Consider the following 26,257-nt stretch of genomic DNA (forward strand, 5'->3'; position numbering starts at 1 on the left):
GGCGCGATTGTGACCCTCGACCGGGTTCAACGCAAGCGAGCGGCTATTCGATCGGGCGGTTGGTGAACGGGTCGCGGATGCCCGGCACGACCTCATCGCGCAGCGCCTCGTCGCCCGCTTGGGCAAGCGCCGCCTCGGCGTCGCGCACATGCTGCTCGCGCTCGCGGCGCAGCTCTTCGATCAACGCCTCGCGGTCGCCTTCGAAGCGCGTGTCGGTCGGCGCCTGAATGCCCGCGGCCTTCGCGGCCTTGGCGACCGCCGCGTCGAGCTCGCGCTGCGTCGTCAGGCCCAGCGTCACCGGATCCTTCGGCGTAATGTTCGCCATGTTCCAGTGCGACCGGTCGCGGATCGCCGCGATGGTCGTCCGGGTCGTGCCGATCAGCTTGCTGATCTGGCCGTCGCTGACTTCCGGATGGTTCTTGATGATCCAGGCGATGCCGTCCGGCTTGTCCTGTCGCTTGCTGACCGGCGTGTAGCGCGGGCCCTTGGTGCGGCGCACAGCTTCGGGCGCCTTATGCATCTGCAGCACATAATCAGGGTCGTTCTGGCCCTTCTCGATTTCCTCGTGCGTCAGCTCGCCGGCGCGGATCGGGTCGCGGCCCGTCAGCTTCGTCGCTGCCGTATCGTCGGCGATCGCCTGGACTTCGAGGATGTGAAGGCCGCAGAATTCGGCGATCTGGTCGAAGCTGAGCGACGTATTGTCGACCAGCCAGGCGGCGGTCGCATGGGGCATCAGGGGCTGGGCGGCAGCGGCCACGGGCACTTCTCCGAACTTACAAATGAATAGGGCCGCCCCTCACGGAGCGGCCGGTCTGCCGGGCGATGTAAACCCGCGGCCCCCGCGGGGCAAGCCGGTTAGGAACCGGCCTCCAGAACGATCTTGCCGACATGCTCGCCGCCTTCCATCCGCTCGTGCGCGGCCGCGGCCTCGGCAAGCGGGAAGATGCTGTCGATCACCGGTTTCAGCCGCCCGCCCTGCACATAGGGCCAGACCGTCCTCGCGATCTCGTCGGCGACCATCGTCTTGAACTGCACCGAACGCGGCCGGAGAGTCGACCCGGTCAGCGTCAGCCGCCGCCGCATGATGTCGAAGATCTGCACTTCGGCGCTGGCGCCCCGCTGCACCGCGATCGATACGTGGCGCCCTTCCTCGGCGAGGCAGGCGAGGTTACGCGGCACATAGTCGCCGCCGACCATGTCGACGACGACGTCTACCCCCCGGCGTCCGGTCACCCGGTGCACTTCGCCGACGAAATCCTGCTCGCGATAGTTGATCGCCGCCTCGGCGCCGAGCTCCAGCGCCCGCGCGCACTTCTCGTCGCTTCCGCAAGTGACAATCGTCTTGAGCCCGAACAGCTTGCCCAGCGCGATCGACATGGTGCCGATGCCGCTGGTGCCGCCATGGACCAGCGCCCAGTCGCCGTCCGCCGCGAAGCCGCGCTCGAACAAATTCACCCAGACCGTGAACAAAGTCTCCGGCATCGCCGCCGCGTCCGTCATCGGCAGGATCTCGGGCACGATCAGGCACGTGCCGGCCGGCGCGACGCAATATTCGGCATAGCCGCCGCCTGCAACCAGAGCGCAGACTTTCTGCCCCACCAGCTCGCCGTCGCCGCCCACAACCTGGCCCGCGACTTCGAGGCCGAGGATGTCCGGCGCACCGGGCGGCGGCGGGTACATGCCTTTGCGCTGAAGGATGTCGGGCCGGTTCACGCCCGCGGCGGCGACCTTGATCAGCACCTCGCCGGGGCCCGGCCGCGGCACCGGCCGCTCGACCACCGCCAGCTCGCCGTCGCCGTCCGGATGCGACGCGATCACGGCCATCATTGACGAAGGAATGGAGCTGCTCACCTGCCCGAGCTTATTGACTTGGCCCCGCCCACGGTCAACGAATTCGTCCATGGACATCGACGACCTGTTCCCCAGCAAGCCCGACGATCCGCTGACCGCGCTCGGCAAGCAGGACCTCGACCCCTTCTCGATCGACGAACTTCACGCCCGCGTCGAGGCGCTAAAGGCGGAAATCGCCCGTACCGAAGCCCACATGGACCGCGCCACCAAGCACCGTTCGGCGGCCGAAGAGCTGTTCAAGAAGTCGTAAGCGTCACTGCGAGCGCAGCGAAGCAATCCAGCCGGCACCTGGATTTGCCGCGGCCGCACCGCGGCCTCGCAATGACGGTGGGCGACCGCCTCATTCAGCCCCCGCACAGCCGCGATCCGATATTTGGGGATAAGCGCGGCACCCGCCCTTGATTGCGGCGTTCCGGCATATGACATTGATTTGAAAGCCCGTGGGGCTCCCTTCCCTCGGGCATGGAGTACCAGCCTACATGCCTAGTTTCGCTCGCGAACTCGAACAGACCCTCCACAATGCTTTGGGGGAGGCCAGCAAGCGCCGTCACGAGTATGCGACTCTCGAACATCTGCTCATTGCGCTCATCGACGACGACCATGCGTCGAAGGTGATGACCGCCTGCGGCGTCAACCGCGACGAGCTTCGTGCGTCGGTGAAGCAATATCTCGACAACGAACTCGGCGCCCTAGTCGCCGACAGCGCCACCGATCCGACGCCGACAAGCGGCTTCCAGCGCGTCGTCCAGCGCGCGATCCTGCACGTCCAGTCGTCAGGCCGCGACGACGTCACCGGCGCCAACGTCCTCGTCGCGCTCTTCTCGGAGCGGGAGAGCTACGCCGTCTACTTCCTGCAGCAGCAGGACATGAGCCGGCTCGATGCCGTCACCTACATCAGCCACGGCGTCGGCAAGGGCGAAACGCCGGCCGAGGGCGCCCGCCCAGCCGAGCCCGGCGAAGAGAAGACGGACAAGGAAGGCGCGAAGAAGGAAAGCGCGCTCAAGCAGTTCACGGTCGACCTCAATGAAAAGGCCCGCACCGGCAAGGTCGATCCGCTGATCGGCCGCATGCCGGAGGTCGAGCGCACCGTGCAGATCCTCTGCCGCCGCTCGAAGAACAACCCGCTCTACGTCGGTGAGCCGGGCGTCGGCAAAACCGCTATTGCCGAAGGCCTCGCGCGCAAGATCATCGAGGGCGACGTTCCCGACGTCCTCAAGCCCGCGACCATCTACTCGCTCGACATGGGCGCGCTACTCGCCGGCACCCGCTATCGCGGCGATTTCGAGGAGCGGCTGAAGTCCGTCGTCTCGGAGCTCGAGAAGCTTCCGAACGCGATCCTCTTCATCGACGAAATCCACACGGTGATCGGCGCCGGCGCCACGTCGGGCGGCGCGATGGACGCGTCGAACCTCTTGAAGCCGGCCCTGTCGAGCGGCGCGATCCGCTGCATCGGCTCGACGACCTACAAGGAGTTCCGCAACCACTTCGAAAAGGACCGCGCACTTCTGCGCCGGTTCCAGAAGATCGACGTCAACGAGCCGACCATCGAGGACACGATCAAGATCATCGCCGGCCTTCGCTCGTCGTTCGAAGGCCACCACAACGTCCGCTACACGCCGGACGCGATCAAGTCGGCGGTCGAGCTGTCGGCGCGCTACATCCATGATCGCAAGCTGCCGGACAAGGCGATCGACGTGATCGACGAAGTCGGCGCGATGCAGATGCTGGTGCCGCCGAGCCGCCGCAAGAAGGTGATCACGCCCAAGGAGATCGAGGCGGTGGTTGCGACCATGGCGCGCATCCCGCCGAAGTCGGTTTCGGCCGACGACAAGCACGTCCTCGAGCATCTCGAGGCCGACCTCAAGCGCGTCGTCTTCGGCCAGGACATGGCGATCGAAAAGCTCGCCTCGGCGATCAAGCTCAGCCGCGCCGGCCTTCGCGATCCCGACAAGCCGATCGGCAACTATCTGTTCTCGGGTCCCACCGGCGTCGGCAAGACCGAGGTCGCGCGCCAGCTGGCGTCCGTCCTCGGTATTCCGCTGCAGCGGTTCGACATGTCCGAATATATGGAACGCCACTCGGTCAGCCGGCTGATCGGCGCGCCTCCGGGCTATGTCGGCTACGACCAGGGCGGGCTTCTGACCGACGCGGTCGACCAGCATCCGCACAGCGTGCTCCTGCTCGACGAGATCGAAAAGGCGCACCCGGACCTGTTCAACATCCTCCTGCAGGTGATGGACAACGGCAAGCTGACCGACCACCACGGCAAGACCGTCGACTTCCGCAACACCATCCTCATCATGACGACCAATGCCGGCGCCGCCGACATGGCGCGTGAAAGCATCGGATTCGGCGCGGCGACGCGCGAGGACGCGCAGGAGGATGCGGTCAAGAAGATGTTCACGCCGGAATTTCGCAACCGCCTCGATGCGATCGTCCCGTTTGCCTACCTGCCGCCGGCAGTGGTCGCGCGGGTCGTCGACAAGTTCATCCTCCAGCTGGAGCTTCAGCTTGCCGACCGCGGCGTCCACATCGAGCTCGACGACGAAGCCCGTCAGTGGCTCACCGACCGCGGCTACGACAAACTCTACGGCGCGCGTCCGATGGGCCGCCTCGTCCAGGAGAAGATCAAGCAGCCGCTCGCCGAGGAGCTGTTGTTCGGCAAGCTGGTCAACGGCGGCGAGGTGAAGGTCCGGATCAAGGACAATGCGCCCTGCTTCGAGATCGTCCCGGCACCGCCGAAGGCAAGCAAGCCGAAGGCGCCCAAGAAGCCCTCGGCAAAGAAGAAAGCCGACGGCGAGGAAGCTCCGGCTGCCGAATAGGGCGCCGATTACCTAACGAAGGGCGGGAGGCGACTCCCGCCCTTTTCCTTTGCGCCGGCAGCTTGCGCCTTGGCCTTTCCCGAGGCACGTGGCCCGATAATCCGAACCGCACTCCCGAAGCCATGGAGACGATGTGACTCTCGACGAGCTGGGCCAGAAGCATGGCACCGACAAAGCCTCTCACGCCCACAATCACCTTGAGGCCTATGACGCGCTGCTCACGCCGTACCGCGACAGGTCACCGCTGACGCTGATCGAGATCGGCGTGCGCGACGGCGCGTCGGTGCGCATGTAGCAGGACTATTTCCCCTCCGCCCAGATCGTCGGCGTCGACATCGTCGAAAGCTGCCGCGATCATGCGGACCCGCGCATCACCATCGAGATCGGCGACGGATCGGATGCCGGCTTCCTTGACGACCTTGCGTCCACATATCCGCCAGACATCGTCTTCGACGACGGCTCCCACCTCTGGAGCGACCAGATCGACACCTTCCGCCGCTTGTTCCCGCGCATCAGTGCAGGCGGGCTGTTCGTTTGCGAGGACCTCCACACGTCGCGGTCAAAATGGGTGGCGAAATACGGCCGCGCCTACACCGACGCCGCCGCTGGCTACTTCGGCCGCCTTGCCGCGGAAGTTGCGGCCGAGGGCCATGTCTACGGCACCATGTTCGACCAGGAAGTGAAGGACATCCAGCGCGACATCGAATGGGTCCGCTTCGGCCGCGGGTTCGTCGCCATCAAGAAGAAGTAATCGCAGCCGATCCGCGCGCGGGGACCTTCTTAGTCGTCGGCCCCGTCGAGCCGGATCGTCCCCTTCGCGCCGCCGCCCTCGCCTGGCCCGACCTTGATAGTGAACTTGTCGCCGTCCTTGGACGTGCCCGTGATCGTGTCGCCGGTGACTGCCGCCTCGACCTTCCTCTCCCGGAACTCGTCCGCGAAATAAGCGCGCACCTTTTCCGGCGCGTTCGGGTCCTTGAACCCGATGTTCACTATCGACCGGCCGCCCGTCGCCTCGACATGGAAGCTGTTGACCGATGCGCTCGGGGGCATCTTCACCCCGTCGATATCGATGTCGCTGCTGCTCAACGCGCCTTCCGGCAGCTTCACCTGCCCCTTTGCGACCGGCAGGTCGAAGGACACATTGCCTTCCGCATCGCCGCTGATCGTGACATTGTCGTCGCCCTTGGCCCCATCGTGCTTCGCCTGGACGTTGCAGCCCGCGAGCAGCAGCGGGAAGAGGATGAGTGCCGATCGATTCACATGAGCCTCCTGTGTGTTGCAAAAACAATACAGCACAGATGCAGGCCGTCAACGTCCCCGCCGCACGCGCGTCTTCTCGCCAGGCTGCTTGCCTGCTAGTTCGTGGGTAGAGCTCAATCGGGGGAGTGAGCATGGCCACCATCGCAGTTCCCGTCACCGGCCCGCTCGTCGAACCGCAAGCCGGCGGCGGCCTGACCCGGGCCGGCCAGGCGCGCATCGACACGATCGACATGCTGCGGGGCCTGGTGATCGCCATCATGGTTCTCGACCATGTCCGCGACTTCTTCCACGCCAGCGTCAACAGCTTCGACCCAACAGATGCGGCGCGCAGCTGGCCCCTGCTCTACCTGACGCGCTGGATCACCCATCTGTGCGCGCCGACCTTCGTGCTTCTGTCCGGCGTGTCCATTTACCTGCAAAAGGCCAACGGCAAGACAGGCGCCGACCTCAGCCGCTTCCTCGTTTCCCGCGGCCTTTGGCTGGTGTTGCTGGAATGCACGATCATCATGTTCGCCTGGAACTTCGGGAAGCCCTTCTGGCTGCTTCAGGTGATCTGGGCGATCGGCTGGGGGATGGTCGGCATGGCTGTGCTTGCCCATCTTCCACACCGCGCCGTCCTCGCAATCGGCGTCGCCATCATCGCCTTGTCGCCCTTCGTCTTGCCGCCGTTCGCGCCGGCCGCGAGCGCTTCCGAGATCCTCCGCCAGCTGCTGTTCGGCACTGCTCCAGTCGCGGGCGCGCCAATCTTCATCGCTTATGCGATCGTCCCCTGGTTTGGCGTCATGGCGATCGGCTTCGGCCTTGGACCTTTGTTCGCGGCCCCGCGGCAACGCCAGTTGCGCACACTGCTTCCGCTGGCGCTCGGCTTGATCGCGCTGTTCGCATTGCTTCGCGGGCTCAACGGCTACGGCAATCCGGTGCCGTGGCGCGCGTTCGGCGATCCGGTGCGCACGGCGATGAGCTTTTTCGACGTGTTCAAATATCCGCCGAGCCCCGACTTCGTCGCCATCACCATCGGTTTTTCGCTGCTGCTGTTCCTGGCCATCGCCCACCTGCGCGGTGCCCCTGCCCGCGTTCTCGGCGACTTCGGTCGAACGCCGCTCTTCACCTACATCGCCCACCTCTACATCGCCCGCATCCTGATGCTGGCGGCGGCAATCGCAATCGGCCGGCCGGAGGCCGCGCTCAACCTCTTCACCCAGGTGTTCGGCGGCAATGCCCCGCAGGACTGGGGCTGGTCGCTAGGCGTGGTCTATGGCGTCTGGGCACTGGTCATCGCCATTCTCATCCCGCTCTCCCGCTGGTTCGCCCAGCTGAAGCGCAGGCGGCGCGATTGGTGGATGTCCTACCTCTGACCTAGACCGGCCCCGCGAAACTTTTTGCCGCCTCGGCGCGTCTCGCGCATGTGGGTGCGTATCGTTTCGGGGAGACTATCGATCGTGAAGACTAGCCGCTGGCTCATTGCGGGCGCGTTCGCCCTCACCACCGTTCCTGCCGCCGCCCAGACCTTCAGCCCGGCCCGGCTCTCGCAACATGTGAAGACGCTTGGCTCCGACGCGTTCGAAGGCCGTGCGCCCAACACGCGCGCCGAAACCAAGACCGTCGACTATATCGTGCGCAACTTCCGCGCCGCTGGCCTGCAGCCCGGCGGAGACCTAGAGAACGGCAAGCGCAGCTGGACCCAGAAAGTGCCGCTGCTGCAATCGCAATGGACTGCAACGCCGCAGCTTTCGATGAACGTCGCCGGCCAGCCGCTCGCCCTCACCCAAGGCGAGGAGATGGTCGTCCGCTCGCCGATGAACGGCACCAAAGCGATCGACCTCGCCAATGCGCCGCTCGTCTTCGCCGGCTATGGCGTCAAGGCGCAGGAGCGCGGCTGGGACGACTTCAAGGGCCAGGACCTCAAGGGCAAGATCCTCGTCGTCCTCGTCAACGATCCCGACTTCGAAGGCGGCGAAGGCGACTTCGGCGGCAAGGCCATGACCTATTACGGCCGCTGGACCTACAAATATGAGGAAGGCGCGCGCCAGGGCGCCGCCGGCGTGCTTGTCATCCACGAAACCGAGCCCGCCTCCTACGGCTGGAACACGGTCAAGAATTCCAACACCAACACCATGTTCGACATCGTCCGCGACAATCCGGCGGCCGATCATCCGCTGGTCGAAGGATGGATCCAGCGCGACATCGCCCACCGGCTGTTCGCCGCTTCGGGCCTCAACTTCGACGCGATGAAGGCGGCGGCGCGGCGCAAGGACTTCCGCCCGGTGCCGCTCAAGGCCGCGCTCAACGTCCGCGGCAATGCGTCGGCCGAAGTCATCACCTCGCACAATGTCGTCGGGCTTCTGCCTGGCAAGAAATATCCCGACGAGACGATCATCTATTCGGGCCACTGGGACCATCTCGGCATCGGCAAGCCGGATGCGAACGGCGACGCCATCTATAATGGCGCACTCGATAATTCGACCGGCATCGCCCACCTGATCGAGCAGGCTCGCGCCTTCGCGCGCGCGCCGCGTCCCGACCGCTCGATCGTCTTCCTCGCCGTCACCGCGGAGGAGAAGGGCCTGCTCGGCACCAAATATTATGCCAGCAACCCGCTCTATCCGCTCGGCAAGACCGTCGCCGTGCTCAACACCGACTCCATGGGCGTGTTCGGCCCGGCGCGCGACTTCAGCATCTCCGGCACCGCGCGCCTCGGCCTGCTCGACGTGCTGGTCGAAGAGGGCAAGCGTCTCGGCAAAACCTTCACGCCCGACGCCCACCCCGAAACCGGCGGCTTCTACCGCTCCGACCATTTCGCCATGGCGCAGGCCGGCGTTCCCGCCGTCTCCTACGAATCCGGCTCCGACCTTGTGAACGGCGGCAGGGCTCGCAGCGAGCAGATCGGCCGCGACTATGTCGAGAAGCGCTACCACCAGCCCGACGACGAATGGGAGCCGAGCTGGGACTTCCGCGGCATCGCCGCCGATGCGCTGCTGCTGCACCGGGTCGGCATGCGGCTCGCCAATTCGCGCGAATGGCCGAACTGGTCCGAGGACAGCGAATTCCGCGCCACCCGCGACGCCACTGCCGCCGAGCGCAGCGGCGACGCGCCGCCCGCCCCTGCGCCGCAAAAGGGCGAACGCGGTTGAGCGAAACGCTCCAGCCGGCGCTCCCCGACGCGCTGGACGAGCAAGCCGAGCGGCTGATGCGCCGCGTCTGCGAAAGGGAGCTGAAGGTCGCCACCGCTGAAAGCTGCACGGGCGGGATGCTCGCCGCGCTACTGACGGACATCGAAGGCGCAGGGCACGGCTTCGACCGCGGCTTCGTCACCTATGAAAAGGAGGCGAAGACCAACCTCCTGGGCATCTCTCCCGCACTCGTCGAGCAAAACGACGCGGTTTCCGAAGCTGTCGCCAGGGCCATGGCCGAAGGGGCGCTGTCGCGCTCCCAAGCCGACCTCGCCTTCGGCGTCACCGGCTTTGCGGGCCCCGCCGGCGAAGGCAGCGAGGAAGGCCTCGTCCACATGGCGCTCGCCCGCCGCAACGGCGCCACCATGCACCGCGTCGGCCACTTCGGCGCGATCGGCCGTGGCCCGGTGCGGGTGAAAAGCCTCGAGGTCATGCTCGACATGCTTGAGAAGGCGCTCGAGGAAGAGTAGTTCCCCCTTTGTTCCAGCGGAGTCGCAACGGAGGGAGAGCGCCATGTCCGACCTGATTTTCTACACCAACCCGCAGTCGCGCGGTCAGACTATCCGCTGGATGCTCGAGGAGGTCGGCGCCCCCTACGAGACGCGGATCCTGGATTACGGCACGACCATGAAAAGCGACGAATATCTGGCGATCAACCCGATGGGGAAGGTTCCGGCCATCGTCCACAACGGCAAGGTGGTCACCGAGGTCGCGGCGATCTGCTGCTACCTCGCAGACGCCTTTCCGGAAGCAAACCTCGCACCACCGGCGACACAACGTGCGGATTATTACCGCTGGATCTTCTTCTGCTCTGGCCCGGTCGAGGCAGCCTTCACCAACAAGGCGCAGGGCTGGGACGCACCCGACCGCCAGGCGATGCTCGGCTACGGCAATTACGATCTAACCATGGCCACGCTGGAGAAGGCGATCGGCGGGAAGCCGTACATCGCCGCCGACCATTTCACCGCCGCCGATCTGTTCGTCGGGGCGATGATCAACTTCATGCTGACCTTCAAGCTGCTCGAGCCGAAACCGGTATTCAGCGACTATGCGCAGCGGATGACCGAGCGCGACGCCTACCGCCGCGCGCAGCAGATCGACGCCGACCTCATCAAGGCCGCAAGTCAGTAACACGCCTCCATGTGGCGCTGCTCGCAAACTCTTCCCGCTTGTGATTGGCGGGCAAGGGTTCCACACACCGCCGATGGACGCCGTCACTCCTGCGCACCTTCGCACGACCGCCTTCCTCGACGGCGGCGGTGAACTCGGGCGGCTGATTGCCGAATTCGATTGGGCCGGCACCTCGGCGGGCCCGATCGAAAGCTGGTCGCAGGTAATGAAGACCACCGTCGGGCTCGTGCTGCGGTCGCCGGTTCCGATCGTCACTCTGTGGGGCGCAACGGGAGTGATGATCTACAATGACGGCTATGCGGCCTTCGCCGGCCGCCGTCATCCGCAGATCCTCGGCATGGATGTCCTCGAGGCATGGCCGGAAGCCGCCGACTGGAACCGCCGGATCATGGACGACGTGTTCCACGGCGGTGGGACGATTTCGGTCCAGGACATGGTCCTCGAACTGGATCGCCGCGGCACAGCGGAGCCCGCTTGGCTCAACCTCGACTATTCACCTGTTCTCGATGAGCAAGGCGCGCCTTGCGCGGTGATTGCGATCGTCGTCGAGACGACCGCCAAGGTCCGCGCCGAGCGACAGCTGAGCGGCGAGCGGGCGCGTCTGGAACGCATGTTCCACCAGGCGCCCGGCTTCATGGCGCTGCTGGAAGGGCCTGAGCATCGGTTCACGATGGCGAACGAGGCCTATTCAGCGCTCGTCGGAGGGCGCGAGGTGCTCGGGAAGACGGTGGTGGAAGCCTTGCCCGAGGTTGCCGAGCAGGGTTTCGTTGCGCTTCTTGGCGAAGTCTATCGTTCGCGCCAGCCCTATATCGGCAGAGCAACGCCGGTCGTGCTCAACCGGGTCGACGGTGCAGCGAGCGAGGAGCGCTTCGTCGACTTCGTCTACCAGCCGCTTCTCGACGACCAGGGCGAACTGACCGGCATCTTCGTCCAGGGGCACGACGTGACCGAGCAGCAGCAGGCGGTTCGCGCACTCCAGGAGACCGAGGAACGCTTCCGCCTGGTCGCGGAGCGCGCGCCGGTCATGCTCTGGATGGGCGACCAGGACGGCAAGTGCCTCTACCTCAACAAGGCCCAGCGCGACTTCTGGGGCCTGACCGAAGCGGACATTGCCGGTTTCCAATGGGGCAGCAGCCTGCACCCCGACGACCAGCAAAAGCTTTACGCTCCGTTCGCCGAGGGCATGGCGAACCACACCCCGTTCACGGTCGAAGCCCGGTACAAGCGCGCGGACGGCCTCTATCGGCGGATGCACACCCACGCCGAGCCGCGCTTCGATGGCGACGGGCAATTCCTCGGCATGATCGGCGTCAACACCGACATAACCGACGTTCGCGAAGCCGAAGAGCGCTATCGCCGCTTGTTCGAGCAGGCGAGCGACTTGATCCTCACCGCCGACCTCCAGCAACGGATCACCGACTGCAACCCGGCCGCCGCAGCAGCGGTCGGTCTTGCTCGCGAGCAGGCGATCGGCCGCAACATTGCGGAGTTCATCAGCGAGGAAGATTACGGCCGCACGACGGAGATGCTCCGCAACAAGCTCGAAGGCGGGGGCACGACGCAATATGACGTGCGCGTGCGCAGCAGCACCGGCGAATGGCTGTTCTGGGAGATCAATTCCGGCCTGACGTTTGACGACGGCGGCAGTCCGGTCGGCCTTCATGTCGTCGCCCGCGATGTTACCGAGCGCAAGCGTTTCGAGAGGCACCAGCAGCTCCTCGTCGGCGAGCTCAACCACCGCGTGAAGAACACGCTCGCGATCGTCCAGAGCCTCACGCACCAGAGCTTTCATTCCGACGTGCCCGCGGACGAGGCGATCCGCCGCTTCGAAGGCCGCCTCCAGGCACTTGCCGCCGCCCACAACCTGCTGACGCACCGCAATTGGGATTCGGCGTTGATGACCGATGTCGTGTCGGCGGCCATGGCGCCTTTCTGCAGCAACGAGCGCTGCGCCATCTCCGGTCCGCCGCTGTTCATTCCGCCCCAGACGGCGGTCAACCTTGCGCTCGCTCTGCACGAGCTGGCGACGAACGCCGCCAAATATGGCTCGCTTTCTAACCGCGACGGCAGGATCGACGTGCATTGGACGACCGAAAGCGGCCGGCTTCACCTCACCTGGCGGGAAAGCGGCGGCCCCGAAGTGACGCCGCCGGACCGGCGCGGCTTCGGTTCACGCATGATCGAGCGCACCCTCGCCTCGGAATTCGGCGGCACGGTCGAGCTCCGTTTCGAGCCCTCGGGCGTCACCTGCCAGGTCAGCGCTCCACTGCCTCAGCCGCTCGCCTGACGCTCGCGAGGCCTCACTGGCCCTGGCCAAGCGAAGATCCGGTCTCTCCATTGAAGTGGGGTTGATCGAATCGGCCAACCTCAACGCTCCCGCGACCCGCCTGCGCGACTATCTCATCCACGCCACGAGCTCGAGCGCGGCGTCGCCGCCTGACGCAAAAGAAAAGGGCCGGAGTTTCCCCCGGCCCTTCCCGTCTGTTGAATGCTGCTTCGCTTAGCGCCGATCGCCCATGAAGCTGAGCAGGAACTGGAACATGTTGATGAAGTCCAGGTACAGGGTCAGCGCGCCCATGATGACGGTCTTGCCCATCATCTCGGTGCCCTGGACGTAGAAATACATGCTCTTGATCCGCTGCGTGTCGTAGGCGGTCAGGCCGGCGAACAGCAGGACGCCGATCGCGCTGATTGCCAGCGCCATCGCGCTCGACTGCAGGAACAGGTTGATGAGCATTGCGACCAGAAGCCCGACGACGCCCATGATCAGGAACGTGCCGAAGCCGCTGAGGTCCTTCTTGGTCGTGTAGCCGTAGAGGCTGAGCCCCATGAACGCGGCCGCGACGGCGAAGAAGGTCTGCGCGATCGACGTGCCGGTGAAGACCAGGAAGATGGTCGACATCGACAGGCCCATCAGGCCCGCGAACGCCCAGAACAGAAGCTGCAGCGTCGACGTCTTCATGCGCTGCATGCCGAAGCTCATCGCGAACACGATCGCGAGCGGCGACAGCATGACGATCCAGCCGAGGCCGCTCATTCCGCCATTGGGCGAACGCAGCACATCGCCGGCATAAGGCGCGAACAGAAGGGCGATGATGCCCGTCAGCAGCACGCCCGACGCCATATAGTTGTAAACCGAAAGCATGTACGACCGCAGGCCCGCATCGCGGGCAGCGCGCGGAACGCCGACCGTGGCGGCGGCGGGGTTCATCCCTGTCGTCGTCGTACGCGGGTCTTGCCAATTGGCCATTCTATCTCCTTTGCGCGGGGCAATTGGCCCTGTCGCTAGCTGCGAATATCGTGGATGCTCTATGGGGATTCAAGCAAAACCGGACATCAAACATCCCTGAAACGCCCAAAAGCCGAGGTGCAGCAGCAGACACTTTGCTGCGGATCTTTGTGACTGCTGCTCACAAGGTTCTGCAGCTGAGTTGGTACGTGCGCCGCCCCCGCACGTACGGCGCTCATGCCTTGGCCCTGACTCCTCAGCGCAAGATCGTTCTCGTGAAGCTTCGTTATGCGCATGGCTGGCGCGTCCCCGGCGGCGGCCGCTCGCCCGACGAAGATCCCGTAGCCGCGGCACTTCGCGAACTGCGCGAGGAAATCGGCATGATGTCGCACGGCCGCGTGCGTGTCGTCGGCGAGGAGGACGACAGCATCGACTATAAGCGCGACCGCTCGACGCTGCTGATCGTCGAGGACGTCCGCTACCGTCCGCGCAGATGGTCCCTCGAAGTCGAGCGCGTAGGCGAATTCGACCTTGCCGACCTCCCCGAAGACACGCACCACACCACCCGTCGCTGGGTCGCGCAGTTAGCGCCGGGAAGCTAGCCGATGCACCGCCTGTTCGTCGCCATCCGCCCGCCGGAGCCAATCCGCGATCTGCTGATCGACGCGATGGACGACGGCGCCGATTTCCGCTGGCAGGACGAGGAGCAGCTGCACCTTACCCTGCGCTTCGTCGGCGAGGTCGAGCGCCCCGTTGCCGAGGATCTCGCCCACGCATTGTCGCGCATCAGCGCCGACGCGTTCGAGTTGCGCATCGCCGCCGCCGGCCGCTTCGAACAGCGCAGCTCCGGCGCGCTTTGGGCAGGTGTCGAACCGAAGCCGCCCGTGGCCGCGCTCGCCGCCAAGGTCGAGCGAGTCTGCCAGTCCGTCGGCCTCGAGCCCGAGCGCCGCGCCTTCCACCCCCACATCACGCTTGCGCGCTGGAAGGGCCGCCGCACTCGCGAAGTCGCCGACTTCCTCGACCGCAACCGCGGCCTTTCATCGGACCCGTTTACCGTCGATTCCTTCGCTTTGTTCGAAAGCCGCCTGTCCCGCCACGGCGCCCAATATCAAACCGTCGAGACCTACCCGCTCGGCTGATCCAACTCGCGTCGTGCCCGTAACAATTGCAACAAATTTCCCGCGTGCCCGGCGAACGATTGCGATGCGCCGCCTCCAAATGCCCCGCCATCAAATCACATCAAATCAACCGGGGACAAGACAATGCACGCACAACAAATCGACACCGGCGCCCTCCGCCGCGTCGCCACCATCATGCTCTCGCTGTCATGCGCAAGCGTGATGCTCGCCGCCGCGGTGCCGGTCTTCGCCGCCGAGCAGCCGCAGCGCATTGAAGCCGTCGCGCCGCACTCGCCGGTCGGCGTCGTCATCGAGGCCCAGACGCTGCCGGCGCGGCAGGCGCCCGCGACTCCGGTTGCTGCCGAGCCCGAGCCCGACGACGAGCTGCGCGCGAAAGAACTGAAGCCCGGCACCTTCGTCTGGGCCGAAGAGCAGGCAAGCGGCGACGCGGCCCTCCACGTCTCGATCTCCGAGCAGCGCGCCTACCTGTATCGCGGCGGCAAGCTTGCGGCGGTGACCACGGTCTCGACCGGCCGTAATGGCCATGCGACGCCGACCGGCACCTTCCGCATTACGGAGAAGCGCGCCGTCCATTTCTCGAACAAGTATGACAATGCGCCGATGCCGTTCATGCAGCGCCTGACCAACGACGGCGTCGCGCTTCACGCCGGCCACATTCCCGGCAAGCCCGCCAGCCACGGCTGCGTCCGCCTGCCGCGCGACTTCGCGCAGAAGCTGTTCAAGGTGACCAAGGTCGGCACCGAGGTGGTGATCGCCGCCTGAGCCCCAAGAAAAGGGGAGCCGCCGGTTAAGGCGACTCCCCCAAACGCGTTCATCCCTGGCAGCTCACCAGATGCGGACGCGCTTTTCCGGTGCCACGTAGAACTTGCTGTCCGGTCCGATGTCGAACGCCTTGTACCAGGCGTCGAGGTTCCGCAGCGGCCCAATGATCCGATAGCGGCGCGGGCTGTGCGGATCGCTCGCCACCTGCGTCTTGATCGCTTCCGGACGCTGGTTCCCGCGCCACGCCTGCGCGAACGCCAGGAAAAAGCGCTGGTCGCCGGTCAGCCCGTCGATCACCGGCGCTTCCTTGCCGCCCAGCGACATACGGTAAGCGTCATACGCGACCTGCAGGCCGGACATGTCGCCGATATTCTCGCCCATCGTGAATTCACCGTTGATGAAGATCCCGGGCGCCGCTTCGTAGGACGAATATTGCTTGCCGAGCTCGTCGGTCAGCGCCTTGAACCGGGTCGCATCCGCCGGCTGCCACCAGTCCTTGGCGGCGCCGTTGCTGTCGAACTTGCGCCCCTGGTCGTCGAAGCCGTGCATGATCTCATGGCCGATGATCGCGCCGATCGCGCCGTAGTTGACGGCCGGATCCGCGCTCGGCGCGAAGTAGGGCGCTTGCAGGATCCCCGCCGGAAAGACGATCTTGTTCTCGAAGAAGGCATTGTAGGCATCGACCGTTGCCGGGCTCATGCTCCACTTCTTCTTGTCGACCGGTTTGCCGATCTGGTCGACCTCGTCCGCCCACTCGAACGCGCTCGATCGCTTCACATTGCCGTACAGGTCGCCGGCTTTCATCGTCAGCTTGGAATAGTCGCGGAATTTCTCCGGATAGCCGACCATCACTTGCATCTTGTCGAGCTTCACGAGCGCGGCCTGCTTGGTCGCTTCGCTCATCCAGCTATTGCCCTTGATGCGCTCGGCCGCGGCCAGCTTCAAATTGCCGACCAGGGCTTCCATTTTCGCCTTCGAATCCGGCGAGAAATATTGCTCGATGTAGGTCTTGCCGAGCAGTTCGCCGAGCCGGTTGTCGACCTGGTCGATGCCGCGCCGCCAGCGGGGACGCAGTTCCTTGACGCCCGACAGCGCCTTCTGGAACTCGAACTTATTGTCGATGAAGCGCTTCGACAGATAGGGCGAAGCCTGGTCGGCGACCTTGAACCGCTGCCAGGTCTTCAGCGTCGACAGCGGCGTCTTCGCATAAAGCGCCGCAAGCGCCTTGATCGCCGTATTATCGCTGACCAGCACGTCGTTGACCGGCGGGATCCCCGCGTTGCGAAGATAGGCACTCCAGTTCAGCCCCGGCGCATAAGCGGCGAGCTCAGCCGGCGTCATGTGATTGTTGAGCTTTTCGATCTTGCGCAGCTCGGTGCGCGGCCACGAAAGCTTGGCGATCTCGGTCTCGAACCCAAGCACCTGGTCCGCCGCGGCAGCCGGCGCCGGCGTGCCGATCATCTTCAGCGTCCGCTCGACATAAGCGCGATAGGCCTCGCGCTGCGGCTTGTACTTGTCGTCGAGATAATAGTCCCGGTCCGGGAGCCCCATGCCGGACGTGCCCAGATAAAGCATGTTGGTGGCCGGATTGTTCGGGTCCGGGATCTTGCCCATGCCGAACAGGGTCGATCCGAAGTCGCTGAGCGTCTTCGCCATGTAGCGCGTGAATTCCGGCTTCGTCTTGATTGCGTCAACGCGTGCGAGGTCGGCCTTTAGCGGCTTGGCGTCGAGCGTCTCCAGCAGCGGCTCGTCCATCCAGCTGGCGTAAAAGGCGCCCAGCTGGCTGTCTTTCGGCGCGCTGGTGACGATCTTCTGCAGCTGGTCCTGAGTCCGGTCATAGACTTCGGAGCCGCTGCCATTGCCCTGCTTGTCCGCAGGCACCGGATTGGCATCGAGCCATTTGCCGGAAGCGAAGCGCTGAAAATCGTCCCCGGGCTTCACCGACGGGTCGCGCGCATCCAGGTCCACGCCCCAGGTGCCGTACCGGACAGGCTGGCTCGCGGCCGATTGCGCGGCGGCCTGCCGGGCGACGGCCGGCGCGCTAACCGCGGCACAGCCGGCAAGAAGAACGGCGGCGCCTCGAAGACCCCAAGCGCCAAGTCGAACAGTCATTATCATCCCCCGTCTAAAGCAGCTTTGAACGGGTGGAACCGCGCGCCTCCATGCGCCAGCCGCTGTCGACAAGCGTCACGAGTCCATCGACGAACCCTCTGCCGCGCCTTTGGATTTTTGGCTCGATCGCCGGATCAACAACCTGTGTCTCCCGACCGCTACAGGAGCCGAACGACAGGTCAGTGAACAACGGTGGGGTTTCCGACGCTCCTGAGCGCGGGAACATCGTTAGCAGACTCATCTCAGGGGAAAGAATACTCGAGGTTTCCGGCGACCTGAGTACAGCTAAAGCGCTGAGTTCCGCTCGATAGCTCCCTACGGCTCACCGTCGCTTACTGCCGTACCGGCCAGCAATTCACTTTCAGCTTTGCTCACTCTGCATTTTACTGGCTTCGTCGTTGATTTGCTCATTCATTCTCGCCAGCTCCTGCCGATAACCCTGAAGCGCGCTTTGATGAGAAGTTATGGCAGACTCGTAATCCTCGATGTTGCGCTCGTGAGCATTCAAGAACGCTTTGTTGCGCTCCGGAGCAAACGGACGTCTGTCGGTCTCCATCGTGTCATCGAGCGGCATCTCAACAAACGAAGGTCTTCGGCGCTTCAACTCAATTTGTCGCCCGTAACTTCCGGCAGGCTGCTGAGAGCTCGGAATGCTATGTCGAGCTCATGTTCCAACAGCCGAACGTCATGCGTTGCTTTCCCGCTTAGCGGGCCTTGCCATAGGTTCCTCACGTACTGCCGGTAGCTGGCCAAGGTGTGCTCTGCCTCGCCAACCCTAGTAGTGATGCTTTCGATCAGACGGTCAAGGTGATGCTTGGAGCCTTGCAGGTTGAGCCATGGCGTCTCTGGGACGGCAAGCGGTTCCGGCGTCGCAACCGGTAGAGGCTGCTCCACGACGAGGTTGAACTGGAGCTGGCACCGCTTGCTTGATCGGATTCCGTCTCTCCGGCCACACGCTCCAAATAAGGAGCCCACCGAAAGGGATGTACATAAATCACCCGGGGGCATGCTCAAGCATTCGCACGACCCACCGTGCGTCTTCTGGCACCCCCTCGGCGGTCTGCAAGTGAGAGTATGCATTCCAGGCGAGCACAAGAAACGAACCGATGCCCCCCGCCTTACCGGATCTTCGGTGAGTGAAGAGCTGCACGGCAATATCCTGCCCGTTAGGAACCCCGCTGTGGAGTCCGCATACTAGAGCAGCGCATTGCATGTCTCCGACGGAATAAACCCGCTCGAATTGCAACACGCCGTCGGGTCCGAGCATCCGAGGGCGACACAAAGCTGCCATTGAAGACGTGCGTCGTCAAACGCTTGCGCAGGCGGCACCCGGCACCCACATCCAACAGCCGCGTTGACCGGGGGAGCCGCCTCGCGCTACTCAGAACATAAACGGAACGAACGCGCCAAGATGCTGACTCACATTTCTGTCCGAGGTGCCCGCGAGCACAACCTCAAGGGTGTCGACATCGACATCCCGCGCGAGAGCCTGACGGTCATCACGGGCTTGAGCGGCTCGGGCAAGTCGTCCCTCGCCTTCGACACCATCTATGCCGAAGGCCAGCGCCGCTACGTGGAGAGTCTGTCGGCCTATGCCCGGCAGTTCCTCGAGATGATGCAGAAGCCGGATGTCGAGCATATCGACGGCCTGTCGCCGGCGATCTCGATCGAGCAGAAGACGACCTCGCGCAACCCGCGCTCAACTGTCGCCACCGTGACTGAAATCTACGATTACATGCGCCTTTTGTGGGCGCGCGTCGGCATTCCTTATTCGCCCGCCACGGGTCTCCCGATCGAGGCGCAGCAGGTCAGCCAGATGGTCGACCGCGTGATGGCTCTGCCCGAGGGCAGCCGCCATTACCTGCTCGCGCCGGTCATCCGCGGCCGCAAGGGCGAGTATAAGAAAGAGCTGGCTGAGTGGCAGAAGGCCGGCTTCCAGCGCGTCCGCATCGACGGCCAATTCTACGCCATCGAGGACGCGCCCGCGCTCGACAAGAAGTACAAGCACGACATCGAAGTGGTGGTCGACCGCATCGTCGTCCGCGACGGCATCGAGAGCCGCCTCGCCGACAGCTTCGAGACGGCGCTGAAGCTCGCCGAGGGACTCGCCTATCTCGACCCAGCCGACCCGCCGGCGGAAGAGCCCGCCGCCAAGGGCATGAAGCTCGACTTCGGCGCGCCGGGGCGCATCGTCTTCTCCGAGAAGTTCGCCTGCCCCGTAAGCGGCTTCACCATCGCCGAGATCGAGCCGCGGCTCTTCTCGTTCAACGCCCCGCAGGGCGCCTGCCCCGCCTGCGACGGCCTCGGCGAGAAGCTCGTCTTCGACCCTGATTTGGTCGTCCCCAACCACGCACTCTCGATCGCCAAGGGCGCCGTCGTGCCCTGGGCCAAGTCGAACCCGCCCAGCCCCTATTACATGCAGGTGCTGTCCAGCCTCGCGCGCGCCTATGGCTTCGAGCTCAACGTGCCGTGGAAGGACCTCCCCGAGGAAGCGCAGCGCGTCATCCTCCACGGCACCGCCGGCAAGGCGGTCACCTTGCGCTTCATCGACGGGCGCCGCTCTTACGAAGTGAAGAAGCCGTTCGAAGGCGTGCTCGGCAACCTCAACCGCCGCATGCTGTCGACCGAAAGCGCGTGGATGCGCGAGGAGCTTAGCCGCTACCAGTCCTCGCAACCCTGCGAAGTCTGCCACGGCGCCCGCCTCAAGCCCGAAGCGCTCTCCGTGAAGATCGCCGGCGAGGACATCAGCATGTCGTCCCGCCGCAGCGTCGCCGACGCCCACGCCTGGTTCGGCAGCCTGCACGAGAGGCTCACGCCCACCCAGAACGAGATCGCAAAGGCCATCCTCAAGGAGATCAACGAGCGCCTCGGCTTCCTCCACAATGTCGGCCTCGACTATCTCCACCTCGACCGCACCAGCGGCACCCTGTCCGGCGGCGAGAGCCAGCGCATCCGCCTCGCGTCGCAGATCGGCAGCGGCCTCTCGGGCGTCCTCTACGTCCTCGACGAACCCTCGATCGGCCTTCACCAGAAGGACAACGACCGCCTCCTCGAGACCCTCAAGCGCCTGCGCGGCCTCGGCAACACCGTGCTGGTCGTCGAACATGACGAGGACGCGATCCGCACCGCCGACCATGTCATCGACATGGGTCCGGGCGCCGGCGTCCATGGCGGCACCGTCGTCTGCTCCGGCACGCTCGCCGAGCTGATGGCCTGCGAGGAATCGATCACCGCCGCCTACCTCAGCGGCCGCCGAGAGATCCCGGTCCCGGCCAAGCGCCGCAAGGGCAACGGCAAGTTCCTCACGGTCAAGGGCGCCACCGCCAACAATCTCCAGGACGTCACCGCCAAATTCCCGCTCGGCACCTTCACCGCGGTCACCGGCGTCTCCGGCAGCGGCAAGTCGTCGCTCACCATCGACACGCTCTACGCCGGGGCCGCCCGCGCGCTGAACAGCGCCCGCATCCCCTGCGGCCCGTGCACCGGCATCACCGGCCTCGAACATTGCGACAAGGTCATCGACATCGATCAGTCGCCGATCGGCCGCACCCCGCGCTCCAACCCGGCCACCTACACCGGCGCCTTCACCAACATCCGCGACTGGTTCGCCGGCCTGCCGGAGGCGAAGGCGCGCGGCTACAAGCCCGGCCGCTTCTCCTTCAACGTCAAGGGCGGCCGGTGCGAGGCGTGCCAGGGCGACGGCCTGCTGAAGATCGAGATGCACTTCCTGCCCGACGTCTACGTCACCTGCGACGTCTGCCACGGCGCCCGCTACAATCGCGAAACGCTGGAGGTGAAGTTCAAGGGCAAGAGCATCGCCGACGTGCTCGACATGACGGTCGAGGACGCGTGCGACTTCTTCAAGGCGGTCCCCGGCATCCGGGACAAGATGGAGATGCTGAAGGAAGTCGGCCTCGGCTACGTCAAGGTCGGCCAGCCGGCGACGACGCTCAGCGGCGGTGAGGCCCAGCGCGTCAAGCTGTCGAAGGAGCTGTCGCGTAGAGCCACCGGCAAGACCCTCTACATCCTCGATGAGCCCACCACCGGCCTGCATTTCGAGGACGTCCGCAAGCTCCTCGAAGTCCTCCACCGCCTGGTCGACACCGGCAACACGGTGGTGGTGATCGAGCATAATCTCGACGTCATCAAGACGGCGGACTGGATCATCGACATGGGCCCCGGCGGCGGCGTTAATGGGGGTCGCATAGTCGTGGAGGGTACGCCGGAGACGGTGGCGGCGAGCGCGGGGTCGGCGACGGGGATGTATTTGAAGCCGCTGCTGGAGCGGGCGAGCGTGAAACCTGAAGTCGTTCAGGCGAAACCGGTCAAACGCGCTCGCCGGCGCGTAGTCGAAGATGTTGCTGCCGAATAGCACGTCCTGAGTTATCGCAGGGCAGGTGTATCGGCTGGAGCCCCGAAGGGGGCGACACCCCGGGCTGGATCCGGGGCCCTGCTAGACCGGGCGTCCGTGGAGCCTGAGGTGGTGAGTGCGGCGCCGAAGAAGGTGAAACGCGCGCGTAAGGCTCCGGTGGATTACGCAGCGAAGTAGGGCGAAGGCTAATCTTCTGACTTCACAAGGCAAGTCGTCGGTCTAAACTGCAAAAGCCGAATAGGGGGAACTATGGCGACGATTAATGTACCTGCCGCGCGCGTTCAGCAGGGCACTCTTTCGCTGTTTGCCACGGCGATTCGGGTGAAAGATCTTTTAGAGCCGGGCTTTTACAGCGTTGACACTCTGGACCCGGAAAGCGGCGACAAGGGGTATCAACGCCTCTTGAACACTGCCCGAGCAAAGCGGCTGGCGGATTACGTCATCGCCGGACAGGACACTAAAGATGCCTTCCTCCCCACCTCGGTCTTCCTCGCCACAGACAAGCAACTCTACATAAATGAGAGCAACAACACGCTTACGATCGATACCGATGCAGTCGGTCCTTTCAGCGTTGTCGATGGCCAACACCGCTTGGAGGGGCTGCGGCTTGCAGCTGGTAAAGACGCGCGCGTGCTTGATTTCGAGGTACCCGTAAACATCGCGACCAATCTCAATCAGCTTGCGCAGATGTGCCACTTCCTCATTGTCAACACGACTCAAAAGAGCGTCGACAAGGCCGTCGAACAGCAGATCGTCGCTAGGCTCAGTGACGCGATTGAGTTTGAAGATGTCCCGAGCCTTCCTCGCTGGATTCGGCGCATTGTCGAGCGCGGAGAAGTTGATCGTGCACTCAAGATGATCGAGTACCTCAACACGACCGCAGACTCGCCTTGGCATTCGAAGGTTCAGATGGCGAACGCGCAGGGGGGCGGTTTCGCCATCAAACAAGACACATTCGCCAAGGCGATCATCAAATACGTCCTAACGGCGAACAACCCAATCACAGCGCTAAAAGATTTCGATCGCGAAAAGAAGGTATATTTGAACTACTGGAAAGCAGTTGCCAGCCTCCTCGACGACGGCGACTCAGATACACTGTACAAATACAATGGCGTTGAGCTGTTCTCCCGCTTTTCTGTGCCGTTCTTCATGAGAATGATGGATAAGGGGAGCTTCAAAGTAGAAGACATGAAGGGCGCTCTGGAACGCTGTTTTGAGAATATGGACGGTGAGTTCGCCGGTGTAGGTCATCCGGAGTTTTGGAAGACCGGCGGGAAAGCGGGAATGTTGAATGCCGCCGCGATTGCCGCGATGGTGCAGGAGATGGCTGGCGCGCTTCACAAGAGCGGGATGTCAGCCGAAATCGAGATTTGAACGTTCGCGAGCTTAGGCCGGCGCCGACCGGAGTTGAACCCTTCCGCAGAGACACATCAAAGTTCGTGCCGACTGGCTCCGGATGCTATGCTCTTACGACGGCAACCGGTCACGTCCTGTACGCCGGGCTTGCCTCACACCTGCAATCCAGGATGCTCCAACACCTGGATGACCCTGCGAAAATCTCGTCGACCGCGGAAGGTCGAGCTGTTTGCTTTCATTGGCTACAGTGCGAGGAAATAAATGCCGTGGAACGGGGGTGGCTCAACATGCACCGGGTCAGGCACCGGCGCTTGCCAGTTCTAAATACCTTGGATTCTCCCGTTAGCTACTAGGCCGCCCGCGCCTTGCTCCAAGCGTCAGCGAACTGGCCCAAATCCTTGAACGTCAAGTCCGTTACGTTTGCGCCTGTTTCAGCGGCAAGCTCAGGGAGCGCGGCAGCGAATTCGTTATAGCTGTCGATAATCAGCTGCGCCGCAGGAATCGTGCGCCTTCGCGATGCCGTTTGCAGCCAGTTCCTCACAGCCCTAATTGCATCATTGGTGTCGTTGTTATGCGTAGTAACATCCACGCCGCCGAGATCAGATATGAATTGCTGAAAGCGGTGCGGTTCCCGGTCCAACACCAAACAGTTTTTCCTCTTCTGATCTGCATCGCCAAAGCGTTTCGCTCCTAAGAAAACGCCGAGTTCGAGGGGCATGTTGAATCTGGGCAGTTGGCTGCTTTCGTCCACCTCAGTCCGCGAGAGGTCATGTATACCGAGGCGAGCCTCACCGATGATTCGATAAAGCTTGTCAATCCGGTTTTCAGTCGCATCTGAATACTCAAGGGCTGACCGAGCGCGGAATCCGCAAGCGATAACAGCAAAGGTGATTGCATCGAACAGCGGGCGGTACTGATCGTCGAACGGGCAGTTTATGAAAACGTCCCTGGCTCGAGTCACCGCCGACCGCCTCGGTGTCCCTTGAGATACTGTTCAACAGCGCGCGCCGCTTTTGCGGCGCTCACGCGGTCATAGCCCGAGACGCCGCTGAGGCGTTCCGCGGCGGCATTGAGCTTCTCGCGATCGTTCCCGACCTTTGTAATGAGCGCGCGCGCTTGATCGCGGCTGAGCCCGTGTTTGCGAGCGAAATATCCGAGTTCATACCCCTGCCCGCCAGCGGCCCGGCTGCGGTCACGGCCGCCTCGCTTGCTTTTATTGTCAGCCACGCACGTCTCCTACTGCGTTCAATATGCGCGTTCGCCGAGAGCAAACAACACCTGCAATGGTGGGCGCTTTGTTCCCCGCCGCTAGCATTGGTGAATGTCCTAGTAGCATGTCGGCACAGCTGCCGCTGCTTCAGTCCTAAGCCAACCGATGCGGCGTCGGGTCGCCTAGCTCCTTGATCAGCGCCGTCCGCGCCTCCGCCGAGCAGCGGACGTAGAGGCGGCGCAGCTCCGCCGGCGGCTGCGGCACCTGCTCCTCGAGCCAGGCGAGCACCTCCTCGTCGCTGCCGCGCGCGGTCCGTTTCACCACCGCCGCTTCGTCCATCCCCAGCGCCCGCGCCAGCAGCCGGAACGTCCGCGCGCGGTGACGGAACTCAAAGTCCATCAGACGCGCGGACTCATGCTCCTGCTTCTTGAGCATCGCCCTGCCGAGATCGAACGCCATGGTGCCGATATGGGCAGCATGCATCGGGATTGAAGCGCTTGACCGCGCCGCTTCTTCTGCCACTCTGCTGCTGCTCGGAAGTCATCCGACATCAGGGGGATAAATCGAAATGAATCCGCGTGTTCTCGCGTGCGCGCTGTTGCTCGCGCCAACGTCTTCTTACGCTTACGCCCAAGCCGCGACAGCGGGCCAGCCGGGGCCGACCCTTGTGCAGCTCGCGCAGCGCTCGTTGCCAGGCGGCACCCAGGTGCAGCTCGCCGCCATGCAGGAACTCAGCAGCAAGCACATCACGGAAGGCGAGCGCTATAAGTTCACGGTCGTCAATGACGTGGTCGACAATGGTGTCGTGGTGATTCCACGCGGCTCGATCGCAACCGGCGTCGTCACAATGAAGACCGGCCGCGCGATCGGCGGAAAGTCGGGCAAGTTCGACATCACGTTCGAAAGCGTCGCTGCCAATGGCAAGACCTTCCCGCTGATGGGCGTTCACCGGCAGGAAGGCAGAGGCAACACGGTCGGCGCCTTGCTCGGATCGATCCTGATCACTGGCCGATCCGCCGTCATGCTGCCGGGCCAGATCGTCACGGCGATGGTCAAAGAACAGACCGCCTATTGATAAAGCTGCCGGCGCCCAGTGCGCCGGCACCTCCTAGTGGCGCCGCCCGCCCGGTGCGGACCGCGCCTCGGCCGCTAGGACCTCAGCCCGCGCCGCCGCCCGGCCGCGCGCTGCCGCCGCTGGGGCCGCCGACCTTTTGCGGGTCGCCGCCGCCGAGGTCACCCTTGTCGCCTGCGGTTCCCGATCCCTGGTCGAGCCCGGCGCCGCCGTGGATGGAATCGCCGATCGTCCGGCCGCCCTGCGCCTGCGCGCGCACCGCCTCGGCGTCGCCCTCGCTCAGCACCTGATCGGCGGGGCCTGCCTCGCCTTCGCCGCTCGGCACCTCCTGGGCGGAGGAATCGCCGCCGCCGCGGCTGTCCTGCTGCTCGCTCGACATCGCGCCGCCGCGCACCTCGTCGAGCGGTTCATTGTCGATCGTCTGCGGATGATCTGTCGTGTCTTCCCGGTCTTCGGTCATGTTTGCCCTCTCCTCGCCCGGCCTAGCTGTTGGTCCGGCCGAGCTGGGCCGGGTTGGCGCCCTGGCCGAGCCCGGCGTCATTCTCGACGTCGCCTTCGACCGTATTGTCGCCTTCCGCTGTCTGCGGGTCTTCGCCGGTCGCTGCGAATGCGCCCTTGCTCTCGCCGATACCCGGGTTGCGCTCCAGGTCGTCCGCGAGGTCCGCTTCGCCGGCCTGGTTCGGATCATGCTTGCTGCTGGTCATGCGTCCTCCTTCTCTCATGGCTTCGAACGCACGAGCCGCGGCTTGAGTTTAGCGGCCCGCCTGCCCC

26 protein-coding genes are annotated in these 26,257 nt (G+C 64.4%); 15 read left to right on the forward strand and 11 right to left on the reverse strand.

The window, feature by feature from the left end:
* Positions 1 to 43: 43 nt before the first annotated feature.
* Together VIL42_01475 and VIL42_01480 are read right to left on the reverse strand one after the other, a co-directional pair.
* Positions 44 to 733 carry a DUF1013 domain-containing protein gene (locus VIL42_01475; protein ID HEY8591515.1) on the reverse strand — a complete coding sequence of 230 codons (690 nt, stop codon included), beginning with the start codon at positions 731 to 733 and terminating at the stop codon, positions 44 to 46.
* A gap of 122 nt (positions 734 to 855) precedes the next feature.
* On the reverse strand, positions 856 to 1,824 hold the full coding sequence (locus tag VIL42_01480; protein HEY8591516.1) for an NAD(P)H-quinone oxidoreductase: 969 nt from the start codon (positions 1,822 to 1,824) through the stop codon (positions 856 to 858).
* A gap of 76 nt (positions 1,825 to 1,900) precedes the next feature.
* Here VIL42_01480 and VIL42_01485 point away from each other — a divergent pair, with 76 nt between their 5' ends.
* The 4 genes from VIL42_01485 (at position 1,901) to VIL42_01500 (ending at position 5,424) form a co-directional block, all read left to right on the forward strand.
* The gene (locus VIL42_01485; GenBank protein ID HEY8591517.1) at positions 1,901 to 2,101 is read left to right on the forward strand and encodes a DUF1192 domain-containing protein; all 201 of its coding nucleotides are present in this window, start codon (positions 1,901 to 1,903) and stop codon (positions 2,099 to 2,101) included.
* A 229-nt stretch (positions 2,102 to 2,330) separates the two neighbouring features.
* The gene (gene clpA / locus VIL42_01490; GenBank protein ID HEY8591518.1) at positions 2,331 to 4,673 is read left to right on the forward strand and encodes an ATP-dependent Clp protease ATP-binding subunit ClpA; all 2,343 of its coding nucleotides are present in this window, start codon (positions 2,331 to 2,333) and stop codon (positions 4,671 to 4,673) included.
* Positions 4,674 to 4,806: 133 nt separating this feature from the next.
* Positions 4,807 to 4,968, forward strand: coding sequence for a hypothetical protein (locus VIL42_01495; GenBank protein HEY8591519.1), 162 nt, complete (start codon positions 4,807 to 4,809; stop codon positions 4,966 to 4,968).
* 204 nt (positions 4,969 to 5,172) lie between these two features.
* Complete coding sequence (locus VIL42_01500) at positions 5,173 to 5,424, forward strand: hypothetical protein (GenBank protein ID HEY8591520.1); 252 nt, start codon at positions 5,173 to 5,175, stop codon at positions 5,422 to 5,424.
* A gap of 29 nt (positions 5,425 to 5,453) precedes the next feature.
* Here VIL42_01500 and VIL42_01505 read toward each other — a convergent pair whose 3' ends face one another.
* Positions 5,454 to 5,933 (reverse strand): hypothetical protein, encoded by a 480-nt coding sequence (locus VIL42_01505; protein HEY8591521.1) that lies wholly within the window; start codon positions 5,931 to 5,933, stop codon positions 5,454 to 5,456.
* 131 nt (positions 5,934 to 6,064) lie between these two features.
* On the opposite strand from VIL42_01505, the gene VIL42_01510 reads away from it, so the two are divergent.
* The 5 genes from VIL42_01510 (at position 6,065) to VIL42_01530 (ending at position 12,521) form a co-directional block, all read left to right on the forward strand.
* Positions 6,065 to 7,288 (forward strand): heparan-alpha-glucosaminide N-acetyltransferase domain-containing protein, encoded by a 1,224-nt coding sequence (locus VIL42_01510; protein HEY8591522.1) that lies wholly within the window; start codon positions 6,065 to 6,067, stop codon positions 7,286 to 7,288.
* Positions 7,289 to 7,372: 84 nt separating this feature from the next.
* On the forward strand, positions 7,373 to 9,064 hold the full coding sequence (locus tag VIL42_01515) for a M28 family metallopeptidase (protein ID HEY8591523.1): 1,692 nt from the start codon (positions 7,373 to 7,375) through the stop codon (positions 9,062 to 9,064).
* Positions 9,061 to 9,573, forward strand: coding sequence for a CinA family protein (locus tag VIL42_01520; protein HEY8591524.1), 513 nt, complete (start codon positions 9,061 to 9,063; stop codon positions 9,571 to 9,573). The genes VIL42_01515 and VIL42_01520 overlap by 4 nt, the downstream gene beginning before the upstream one ends.
* A gap of 43 nt (positions 9,574 to 9,616) precedes the next feature.
* Entirely contained in the window at positions 9,617 to 10,234 is a 618-nt protein-coding gene (locus VIL42_01525; protein ID HEY8591525.1) for a glutathione S-transferase family protein, read from the forward strand.
* 73 nt (positions 10,235 to 10,307) lie between these two features.
* A complete protein-coding gene (locus VIL42_01530) occupies positions 10,308 to 12,521 on the forward strand; it encodes a PAS domain S-box protein (protein ID HEY8591526.1) in 2,214 nt (737 codons plus the stop codon).
* A gap of 213 nt (positions 12,522 to 12,734) precedes the next feature.
* Here the strand turns inward: VIL42_01530 and VIL42_01535 are convergent, their stop codons facing one another.
* Positions 12,735 to 13,484 carry a Bax inhibitor-1/YccA family protein gene (locus VIL42_01535; protein ID HEY8591527.1) on the reverse strand — a complete coding sequence of 250 codons (750 nt, stop codon included), beginning with the start codon at positions 13,482 to 13,484 and terminating at the stop codon, positions 12,735 to 12,737.
* Positions 13,485 to 13,672: 188 nt separating this feature from the next.
* On the opposite strand from VIL42_01535, the gene VIL42_01540 reads away from it, so the two are divergent.
* From VIL42_01540 to VIL42_01550, 3 genes are all read left to right on the forward strand, one after another.
* Positions 13,673 to 14,065, forward strand: a complete 393-nt coding sequence (locus VIL42_01540) for an NUDIX domain-containing protein (protein ID HEY8591528.1) — start codon at positions 13,673 to 13,675, stop codon at positions 14,063 to 14,065.
* Between the two features lie 3 nt (positions 14,066 to 14,068).
* On the forward strand, positions 14,069 to 14,602 hold the full coding sequence (gene thpR / locus VIL42_01545) for an RNA 2',3'-cyclic phosphodiesterase (GenBank protein HEY8591529.1): 534 nt from the start codon (positions 14,069 to 14,071) through the stop codon (positions 14,600 to 14,602).
* Positions 14,603 to 14,725: 123 nt separating this feature from the next.
* A complete protein-coding gene (locus VIL42_01550; GenBank protein HEY8591530.1) occupies positions 14,726 to 15,364 on the forward strand; it encodes a L,D-transpeptidase family protein in 639 nt (212 codons plus the stop codon).
* 63 nt (positions 15,365 to 15,427) lie between these two features.
* Here the strand turns inward: VIL42_01550 and VIL42_01555 are convergent, their stop codons facing one another.
* Positions 15,428 to 17,476, reverse strand: coding sequence for a M13 family metallopeptidase (locus tag VIL42_01555; GenBank protein HEY8591531.1), 2,049 nt, complete (start codon positions 17,474 to 17,476; stop codon positions 15,428 to 15,430).
* A gap of 361 nt (positions 17,477 to 17,837) precedes the next feature.
* Positions 17,838 to 18,050 carry a hypothetical protein gene (locus VIL42_01560; GenBank protein HEY8591532.1) on the reverse strand — a complete coding sequence of 71 codons (213 nt, stop codon included), beginning with the start codon at positions 18,048 to 18,050 and terminating at the stop codon, positions 17,838 to 17,840.
* A gap of 837 nt (positions 18,051 to 18,887) precedes the next feature.
* Between VIL42_01560 and uvrA the strand changes: the two genes are divergently transcribed.
* Both uvrA and VIL42_01570 read left to right on the forward strand, forming a co-directional pair.
* The gene (gene uvrA, locus VIL42_01565) at positions 18,888 to 21,848 is read left to right on the forward strand and encodes an excinuclease ABC subunit UvrA (GenBank protein HEY8591533.1); all 2,961 of its coding nucleotides are present in this window, start codon (positions 18,888 to 18,890) and stop codon (positions 21,846 to 21,848) included.
* Between the two features lie 249 nt (positions 21,849 to 22,097).
* Positions 22,098 to 23,222, forward strand: coding sequence for a DGQHR domain-containing protein (locus tag VIL42_01570; GenBank protein HEY8591534.1), 1,125 nt, complete (start codon positions 22,098 to 22,100; stop codon positions 23,220 to 23,222).
* A 331-nt stretch (positions 23,223 to 23,553) separates the two neighbouring features.
* Here the strand turns inward: VIL42_01570 and VIL42_01575 are convergent, their stop codons facing one another.
* The 3 genes from VIL42_01575 to VIL42_01585 all read right to left on the reverse strand — a co-directional run bounded on the left by VIL42_01575 (position 23,554) and on the right by VIL42_01585 (position 24,936).
* Complete coding sequence (locus VIL42_01575; GenBank protein ID HEY8591535.1) at positions 23,554 to 24,165, reverse strand: hypothetical protein; 612 nt, start codon at positions 24,163 to 24,165, stop codon at positions 23,554 to 23,556.
* The gene (locus VIL42_01580) at positions 24,162 to 24,431 is read right to left on the reverse strand and encodes a DUF3606 domain-containing protein (protein HEY8591536.1); all 270 of its coding nucleotides are present in this window, start codon (positions 24,429 to 24,431) and stop codon (positions 24,162 to 24,164) included. Before VIL42_01580 ends, VIL42_01575 begins: the two co-directional genes overlap by 4 nt.
* Before the next feature lie 136 nt (positions 24,432 to 24,567).
* Complete coding sequence (locus VIL42_01585; protein HEY8591537.1) at positions 24,568 to 24,936, reverse strand: hypothetical protein; 369 nt, start codon at positions 24,934 to 24,936, stop codon at positions 24,568 to 24,570.
* A gap of 46 nt (positions 24,937 to 24,982) precedes the next feature.
* Here VIL42_01585 and VIL42_01590 point away from each other — a divergent pair, with 46 nt between their 5' ends.
* Positions 24,983 to 25,489: a hypothetical protein gene (locus VIL42_01590; protein HEY8591538.1), complete on the forward strand. Its 507-nt coding sequence runs from the start codon at positions 24,983 to 24,985 to the stop codon at positions 25,487 to 25,489.
* Positions 25,490 to 25,571: 82 nt separating this feature from the next.
* Here the strand turns inward: VIL42_01590 and VIL42_01595 are convergent, their stop codons facing one another.
* Both VIL42_01595 and VIL42_01600 read right to left on the reverse strand, forming a co-directional pair.
* Entirely contained in the window at positions 25,572 to 25,946 is a 375-nt protein-coding gene (locus tag VIL42_01595) for a hypothetical protein (GenBank protein ID HEY8591539.1), read from the reverse strand.
* 22 nt (positions 25,947 to 25,968) lie between these two features.
* Positions 25,969 to 26,190, reverse strand: coding sequence for a hypothetical protein (locus VIL42_01600; GenBank protein ID HEY8591540.1), 222 nt, complete (start codon positions 26,188 to 26,190; stop codon positions 25,969 to 25,971).
* Between the last annotated feature and the right edge of the window lie 67 nt (positions 26,191 to 26,257).

Origin of the sequence: Sphingomicrobium sp., from assembly GCA_036563485.1 — a bacterium.
In the GTDB taxonomy this organism is placed as follows: domain Bacteria; phylum Pseudomonadota; class Alphaproteobacteria; order Sphingomonadales; family Sphingomonadaceae; genus Sphingomicrobium.

Excerpts from the sequence above, each read along its gene's own strand:
- VIL42_01475 (HEY8591515.1), bottom strand. The coding sequence starts at position 733 with ATGCCCCATGCGACCGCCGCCTGGCTGGTCGACAATACGTCGCTCAGC.
- VIL42_01480 (HEY8591516.1), bottom strand. The coding sequence starts at position 1,824 with ATGGCCGTGATCGCGTCGCATCCGGACGGCGACGGCGAGCTGGCGGTG.
- VIL42_01485 (HEY8591517.1), top strand. The coding sequence starts at position 1,901 with ATGGACATCGACGACCTGTTCCCCAGCAAGCCCGACGATCCGCTGACC.
- clpA (HEY8591518.1), top strand. The coding sequence starts at position 2,331 with ATGCCTAGTTTCGCTCGCGAACTCGAACAGACCCTCCACAATGCTTTG.
- VIL42_01510 (HEY8591522.1), top strand. The coding sequence starts at position 6,065 with ATGGCCACCATCGCAGTTCCCGTCACCGGCCCGCTCGTCGAACCGCAA.
- VIL42_01525 (HEY8591525.1), top strand. The coding sequence starts at position 9,617 with ATGTCCGACCTGATTTTCTACACCAACCCGCAGTCGCGCGGTCAGACT.
- VIL42_01530 (HEY8591526.1), top strand. The coding sequence starts at position 10,308 with ATGGACGCCGTCACTCCTGCGCACCTTCGCACGACCGCCTTCCTCGAC.
- VIL42_01535 (HEY8591527.1), bottom strand. The coding sequence starts at position 13,484 with ATGGCCAATTGGCAAGACCCGCGTACGACGACGACAGGGATGAACCCC.
- thpR (HEY8591529.1), top strand. The coding sequence starts at position 14,069 with ATGCACCGCCTGTTCGTCGCCATCCGCCCGCCGGAGCCAATCCGCGAT.
- VIL42_01550 (HEY8591530.1), top strand. The coding sequence starts at position 14,726 with ATGCACGCACAACAAATCGACACCGGCGCCCTCCGCCGCGTCGCCACC.
- VIL42_01555 (HEY8591531.1), bottom strand. The coding sequence starts at position 17,476 with ATGACTGTTCGACTTGGCGCTTGGGGTCTTCGAGGCGCCGCCGTTCTT.
- VIL42_01560 (HEY8591532.1), bottom strand. The coding sequence starts at position 18,050 with ATGCCGCTCGATGACACGATGGAGACCGACAGACGTCCGTTTGCTCCG.
- uvrA (HEY8591533.1), top strand. The coding sequence starts at position 18,888 with ATGCTGACTCACATTTCTGTCCGAGGTGCCCGCGAGCACAACCTCAAG.
- VIL42_01570 (HEY8591534.1), top strand. The coding sequence starts at position 22,098 with ATGGCGACGATTAATGTACCTGCCGCGCGCGTTCAGCAGGGCACTCTT.
- VIL42_01590 (HEY8591538.1), top strand. The coding sequence starts at position 24,983 with ATGAATCCGCGTGTTCTCGCGTGCGCGCTGTTGCTCGCGCCAACGTCT.
- VIL42_01595 (HEY8591539.1), bottom strand. The coding sequence starts at position 25,946 with ATGACCGAAGACCGGGAAGACACGACAGATCATCCGCAGACGATCGAC.
- VIL42_01600 (HEY8591540.1), bottom strand. The coding sequence starts at position 26,190 with ATGACCAGCAGCAAGCATGATCCGAACCAGGCCGGCGAAGCGGACCTC.